This is a genomic window from Pseudomonas sp. SDO5591_S426 (genome assembly GCF_054070755.1).
In genome coordinates this window covers 1-6558 of sequence record NZ_JBSVXD010000256.1, presented here as the reverse complement: position 1 = coordinate 6558, position 6558 = coordinate 1, and the positions used below count along the sequence as shown (strand labels likewise).

Here is a 6558-nt window from a genome sequence, read left to right as displayed (position 1 = left end):
GGGTACATTCTGTAGGAGCTGCCGAAGGCTGCGATTTTTTGCTTTTCAGCGTTCCCCAAAGCGCACCACTTTGTTACCGAACGCCCCAGGGTGGCGCAAAACCCCGCTCAAGTAACAACGCACACGCCCTCCACAAAATCCTTCCGAAAAATTTCATCTACGCCAGAACCCTTGTTTCAGGCGCTCTCCAGCCGTTTCAGAATTTTTCTTGAATGCCCATCCAATAAGTTGGCCGCTTGATTGCATATGCTTGTATGTACAAGTAAAGACGTATGCGTATGAGTCACGAAGACTCAACCGTCGTCCACTGATTCGCCGGTGTGCACTGATGCCCATCGGCTTGCTCGCCCACTGCCTGGGCTGGTTTTGGATTGATTGCTGAGGAGTTCTTTTCGTGACTAAATTTCGTGACGTTGAAATCCGCGCTGCCCGCGGTAACAAGCTGACCGCCAAGAGCTGGCTGACCGAAGCGCCGCTGCGCATGCTGATGAACAACCTCGACCCGGAAGTCGCCGAGAACCCTAAAGAACTGGTGGTTTACGGTGGCATCGGTCGTGCGGCACGTAACTGGGAATGCTACGACAAGATCGTCGAAAGCCTGACCAACCTGAACGACGACGAGACCCTGCTGGTGCAATCCGGCAAGCCGGTCGGCGTGTTCAAGACCCACACCAACGCACCCCGCGTACTGATCGCCAACTCCAACCTGGTTCCACACTGGGCGAGCTGGGAACACTTCAACGAACTCGACGCCAAAGGCCTGGCCATGTACGGCCAGATGACCGCCGGCAGCTGGATCTACATCGGCAGCCAGGGCATCGTCCAGGGCACCTACGAAACCTTCGTCGAAGCCGGTCGTCAACACTACAACGATGACCTCAAAGGCAAGTGGGTACTGACCGCTGGCCTGGGCGGCATGGGTGGCGCTCAACCTCTGGCCGCAACCCTGGCCGGCGCTTGCTCGCTGAACATCGAATGCCAGCAGGTCAGCATCGATTTCCGCCTGAAAAGCCGCTATGTCGACGAGCAGGCCACCGACCTCGACGACGCACTGGCCCGCATCGACAAATACACAAAAGAAGGCAAAGCGATTTCCATCGCACTGCTGGGCAACGCGGCTGAAATCCTGCCGGAACTGGTCAAGCGTGGCGTGCGCCCGGACATGGTTACCGACCAGACCAGCGCCCACGACCCGCTCAACGGCTACCTGCCGGCTGGCTGGACCTGGGATCAGTACCGCGAACGCGCCAAGACTGAACCGGCCGCTGTAATCAAAGCCGCCAAGCAATCGATGGCCGTGCACGTCAAAGCGATGCTGGACTTCCAGAAAATGGGCGTGCCGACCTTCGACTACGGCAACAACATCCGTCAGATGGCCCAGGAAGAAGGCGTGGAAAACGCATTCGACTTCCCAGGCTTCGTGCCGGCTTACATCCGTCCGCTGTTCTGCCGTGGCATCGGCCCGTTCCGTTGGGCTGCGCTGTCGGGCAACGCTGAAGACATCTACAAGACCGACGCCAAAGTCAAAGAGCTGATCCCGGACGACGCTCACCTGCACAACTGGCTGGACATGGCTCGCGAGCGCATCAGCTTCCAGGGTCTGCCGGCACGTATCTGCTGGGTTGGTCTGGGCCTGCGCGCCAAGCTCGGTCTGGCGTTCAACGAAATGGTTCGCAGTGGTGAATTGTCCGCGCCAATCGTGATCGGTCGCGACCACCTGGACTCCGGTTCGGTCGCCAGCCCGAACCGCGAAACCGAATCGATGCAGGACGGTTCCGACGCTGTGTCCGACTGGCCACTGCTCAACGCTTTGCTGAACACCGCAAGCGGCGCGACCTGGGTTTCCCTGCACCACGGCGGCGGCGTCGGCATGGGCTTCTCCCAGCACTCGGGCATGGTGATCGTATGCGACGGTACTGACGAAGCGGCCGAGCGTATCGCTCGCGTTCTGCACAACGACCCGGCGACCGGCGTTATGCGTCACGCCGATGCCGGTTACCAGATCGCCATCGACTGCGCCAAGGAACAAGGGCTGAACCTGCCGATGATTACCGGCAAATAAAGAAAGCGGGCCTTGGCCCAATGCAAACCTGTAGGAGCTGCCGAAGGCTGCGATCTTTTGATCTTGATCCTTTAAAGGCAAAAGATCGCAGCCTCGTTTCACTCGACAGCTCCTACAAAGATCACACCAACCCAGAATAACAATCCACAGAGGTTGAACCATGGCTGTTAACAGCGAACGTGCAGGCAACAAACCGTTGATCGAGAAGCGCTCGATCGACTACATCCCGGAAGCGGAAAGACACGGTCGTCTGTTCAGCCAGTTCACCCTGTGGATGGGTGCCAACCTGCAAATCACCGCGATTGTCACCGGGGCCCTGGCCGTGGTGCTGGGCGGTGATGTGTTCTGGTCGTTGATCGGTTTGCTGATCGGGCAACTGCTCGGCGGTGGCGTGATGGCGCTGCATGCCGCGCAAGGTCCAAAGCTTGGCCTGCCGCAGATGATCTCCAGCCGCGTGCAGTTTGGCGTTTATGGCGCGGCCATCCCGATCGTGCTGGTGTGCCTGATGTACCTCGGTTTCACCGCAACGGGCACGGTACTTTCCGGCCAGGCGCTGGGCCAGTTGTTTGGCGTCAGCGACAGCGTCGGTATCCTCATTTTCGCCAGTGTCATCGTGCTGGTCACGGTGCTTGGTTATCGGGTGATCCATTGGATCGGCCGTATCGCCAGTGTCATTGGTGTGATTGCCTTCGTTTACCTGTTCGCTCGCCTGATGAGCCAGACAGACGTTGGCGCACTCCTGCAAATCCGTCACTTCAGCTGGAGCAGCTTCCTGCTCGCGGTGTCGCTCGCGGCATCCTGGCAGATCGCCTTTGGCCCTTACGTGGCTGACTATTCGCGTTACCTGCCGAGCAAGGTTTCCTCGGTGAAAACCTTTTTCGCCGCCGGCGCAGGTTCGGTGATTGGCGCACAAGTGGCGATGGTCCTCGGCGTGTTTGCTGCAGCTTCTGCCAATGGGCAGTTCGCCGGGCACGAAGTGGCTTACATCGTTGGTTTGGGCGGTACCGGTGCCACTGCCGCGCTGCTGTATTTCAGCATTGCGTTCGGCAAGGTCACCATCTCCACGCTGAACTCCTACGGCAGCTTCATGTGCATTGCCACCATCATCAGCGGTTTCCGTGGTGACCTGAAGGTAACGCGCTTGCAGCGTCTGGTCTTCGTGCTGGTCATCGTCGGCGCTGCGACTCTGATGGCGTTGCTCGGTCAGCACTCGTTCCTCGGTGCGTTCAAGTCCTTCATCCTGTTCTTGCTGGCGTTCTTCACGCCATGGAGCGCGATCAACCTGGTGGACTACTACTGCATCACCCGCGAGCGCTATGACGTGCCGGCGCTGGCCGATCCGAACGGTCGCTACGGTCGTTGGAACGCCCTCGGTATCAGCGTCTATGTTTTCGGGGTGCTGGTGCAGTTGCCGTTCATCTCCACCAAGTTCTATACCGGTTCAATGGTGGCGGCCCTGGGTGATGTGGATATTTCCTGGATCATCGGCCTGGTACTGCCTGCCGCCGTGTATTACGTGTGCGCAAAAAAATGGCACGGCAGCGTGCCCGATCAATTGATTCTGCCGGTCGAGCAGGACAGCGTTGAACAACCAAAAACAAGCGGGGCCGGTCGCGCTGCGGCGCAGGCCTGACTGGACGTGGACAGGGCTGGATGCCTCTTGACTGCCGTAAGCCCATTCATGATTAGGAGCGTCAATACAATGAAATCGAACAAGACCCTGCTGACCACTTTGCTTTCCATGGGCCTGCTGGCCAGCGCCGGCGCCACTCAGGCGGCGGGTTGGTGCGAGTCGGGCAAACCGGTGAAGTTCGCCGGCCTGAACTGGGAAAGCGCCATGCTCCTGACCGACGTGATGCAAGTCGTGCTGGAGAAAGGCTACGACTGCAAGACCGACAGCCTGCCCGGCAACTCCATCACCATGGAAAACGCCCTGGGCAGCAACGATATTCAAGTGTTTGCCGAAGAATGGGTCGGCCGTAGCGAAGTCTGGAACAAGGCCGAGAAGGCCGGCAAAGTCGTCGGCGTTGGCGCACCGGTAGTGGGCGCAATCGAAGGCTGGTACGTGCCGCGCTACGTGATCGAAGGCGACGCCAAGCGCAAGCTGGAACCTAAAGCGCCGGACCTGAAAAACATTGCTGACCTGGGCAAATACTCCGCCGTGTTCAAGGACGCCGAAGAGCCATCCAAGGGCCGTTTCTACAACTGCCCGGCCGGCTGGACCTGTGAGCTCGACAACAGCGAAATGCTCAAAAGCTACGGCCTGGAAAGCACCTACACCAACTTCCGCCCAGGCACCGGCCCGGCGCTGGATGCCGCCGTGCTGTCGAGCTACAAGCGTGGCGAGCCGATCCTGTTCTACTACTGGTCGCCAACGCCGCTGATGGGCCAGGTCGATGTGGTGAAACTCGAAGAGAAGCCAGGCGTGAACAAGACCGTGACCATCAAGGTCGGTCTGTCCAAGACGTTCCACGACGAAGCGCCAGAACTGGTGGCCGTGCTGGAAAAGGTCAATGTGCCAATCGACATCCTGAACCAGAACCTGGGCCGCATGACCAAAGAGCGGATCGAGTCGCCAAAACTGGCCAAGATCTTCTTGAAGGAACATCCTGAAGTCTGGCACGCATGGGTGAGCGAAGACGCAGCCAAGAAAATCGACGCGGCCTTGTAGGTTGAGCTTCTCCGACTGTCGGCAACGGCAGTCGGATGCTTGATCGCAACCCCTTGATTGAGAGTCTCTTATGTTTCCTGAAAGCTTTACCTTTTCCATCGCCGACTGGGTCAACGGTTGGGTCGATTCGTTGGTCACCAACTACGGCGACGTGTTCCGGCACATCTCCGACACCCTGTTGTGGGCCATCGTCAATCTCGAAAGCCTGTTGCGTGCGGCACCGTGGTGGTTGATGTTGGCCATCGTCGCCGGCGTGGCCTGGCACGCGACCCGCAAGGTCGTGACCACCGCCGTGATCGTCGGCTTATTGTTCCTGGTGGGCGCGGTCGGCCTCTGGGACAAGCTGATGCAGACCCTCGCGCTGATGATGGTGGCGACGGTCATTTCGGTACTCATCGGCATTCCGCTGGGCATCCTTTCGGCGCGCAGCAATCGCCTGCGTTCGGTGCTGATGCCGCTGCTGGACATCATGCAGACGATGCCGAGCTTCGTGTACCTGATCCCTGTGCTGATGCTGTTCGGTCTGGGTAAGGTCCCGGCGATTTTCGCCACCGTTATCTACGCCGCACCGCCGCTGATCCGCCTGACCGATCTGGGCATCCGCCAGGTCGACGGTGAAGTAATGGAAGCGATTAACGCCTTCGGTGCCAATCGCTGGCAGCAACTGTTCGGTGTGCAGCTGCCTTTGGCCCTGCCAAGCATCATGGCCGGGATTAACCAGACCACCATGATGGCCCTGTCGATGGTAGTAATTGCCTCGATGATCGGTGCCCGTGGCCTGGGTGAAGACGTGCTGGTGGGGATTCAGACCCTCAACGTCGGACGCGGCCTAGAAGCCGGTCTGGCGATCGTGATTCTGGCTGTGGTGATCGACCGCATTACTCAGGCGTATGGTCGGCCACGGCATGAGGTGAGCAAATGAACAATGCAACCGTGAGCAAGATCGAAGTCAAAAACGTCTTCAAGATTTTCGGCAACCGTTCCAAGGAAGCGCTGGCCATGGTTGGCCAGGGCAAAACCAAAGAGCAGGTGCTGAACGATACTGGCTGCGTGGTCGGTGTGAACGACTTGTCCCTGAGCATCGGCAGTGGCGAGATCTTCGTGATCATGGGCCTGTCGGGTTCCGGCAAATCGACGCTAGTACGCCACTTCAATCGCCTGATCGACCCGACCAGCGGCGCGATCCTGGTGGACGGCGTGGACATCCTGCAATACGACATGGAAGCCCTGCGCGAATTTCGTCGACGCAAGATCAGCATGGTGTTCCAGAGCTTCGGCCTGCTGCCGCACAAGAGCGTGCTGGACAACGTTGCCTACGGCCTGAAAGTCCGTGGCGAAAGCAAAGCCATGTGCAGCGAACGTGCGCTGCACTGGATCAACACCGTGGGCCTCAAGGGCTACGAAAACAAATACCCGCATCAGCTTTCTGGCGGCATGCGTCAGCGTGTGGGCCTGGCTCGCGCCTTGGCGGCGGACACCGACATCATCCTGATGGACGAAGCGTTCAGCGCCCTCGATCCGCTGATCCGCGCGGAGATGCAGGACCAGTTGCTGGAACTGCAAAAGACTCTGCACAAAACCATCGTCTTCATCACCCACGACCTCGACGAGGCCGTGCGCATCGGCAACCGCATCGCGATCCTCAAGGACGGCCGCCTGATCCAGGTCGGCACGCCACGGGAGATCCTGCACTCGCCGGCGGATGAGTATGTCGACCGGTTCGTGCAGCGTCGGGCGGCGGTGGTTTAAGAGATTTGTATTGGCTGTGCTGGCCCCATCGCTGGCAAGCCAGCTCCCACAGGGATTATGTGAGCGCTGGAGATGC

Annotated in this window: 6 protein-coding genes; all 6 read left to right on the top strand. The window is 59.2% G+C overall.

Annotated elements, in window-relative coordinates; translation table 11 throughout:
• A partial coding sequence (locus ACW9JC_RS27770) for a hypothetical protein (RefSeq protein ID WP_457459032.1) occupies positions 1 to 212 on the top strand: 212 nt, incomplete at its 5' end.
• 182 nt (positions 213 to 394) lie between these two features.
• On the top strand, positions 395 to 2062 hold the full coding sequence (gene hutU, locus ACW9JC_RS27765; protein WP_457459030.1) for a urocanate hydratase: 1668 nt from the start codon (positions 395 to 397) through the stop codon (positions 2060 to 2062).
• 160 nt (positions 2063 to 2222) lie between these two features.
• A complete protein-coding gene (locus tag ACW9JC_RS27760; RefSeq protein WP_416127385.1) occupies positions 2223 to 3695 on the top strand; it encodes a purine-cytosine permease family protein in 1473 nt (490 codons plus the stop codon).
• Positions 3696 to 3764: 69 nt separating this feature from the next.
• Positions 3765 to 4733 (top strand): ABC transporter substrate-binding protein, encoded by a 969-nt coding sequence (locus ACW9JC_RS27755; RefSeq protein WP_338584270.1) that lies wholly within the window; start codon positions 3765 to 3767, stop codon positions 4731 to 4733.
• Between the two features lie 70 nt (positions 4734 to 4803).
• Positions 4804 to 5655, top strand: a complete 852-nt coding sequence (locus tag ACW9JC_RS27750) for an ABC transporter permease (RefSeq protein WP_338584271.1) — start codon at positions 4804 to 4806, stop codon at positions 5653 to 5655.
• Positions 5652 to 6482 carry a quaternary amine ABC transporter ATP-binding protein gene (locus tag ACW9JC_RS27745; RefSeq protein WP_338584272.1) on the top strand — a complete coding sequence of 277 codons (831 nt, stop codon included), beginning with the start codon at positions 5652 to 5654 and terminating at the stop codon, positions 6480 to 6482. Before ACW9JC_RS27750 ends, ACW9JC_RS27745 begins: the two co-directional genes overlap by 4 nt.
• The last annotated feature ends 76 nt before the right edge of the window (positions 6483 to 6558 follow it).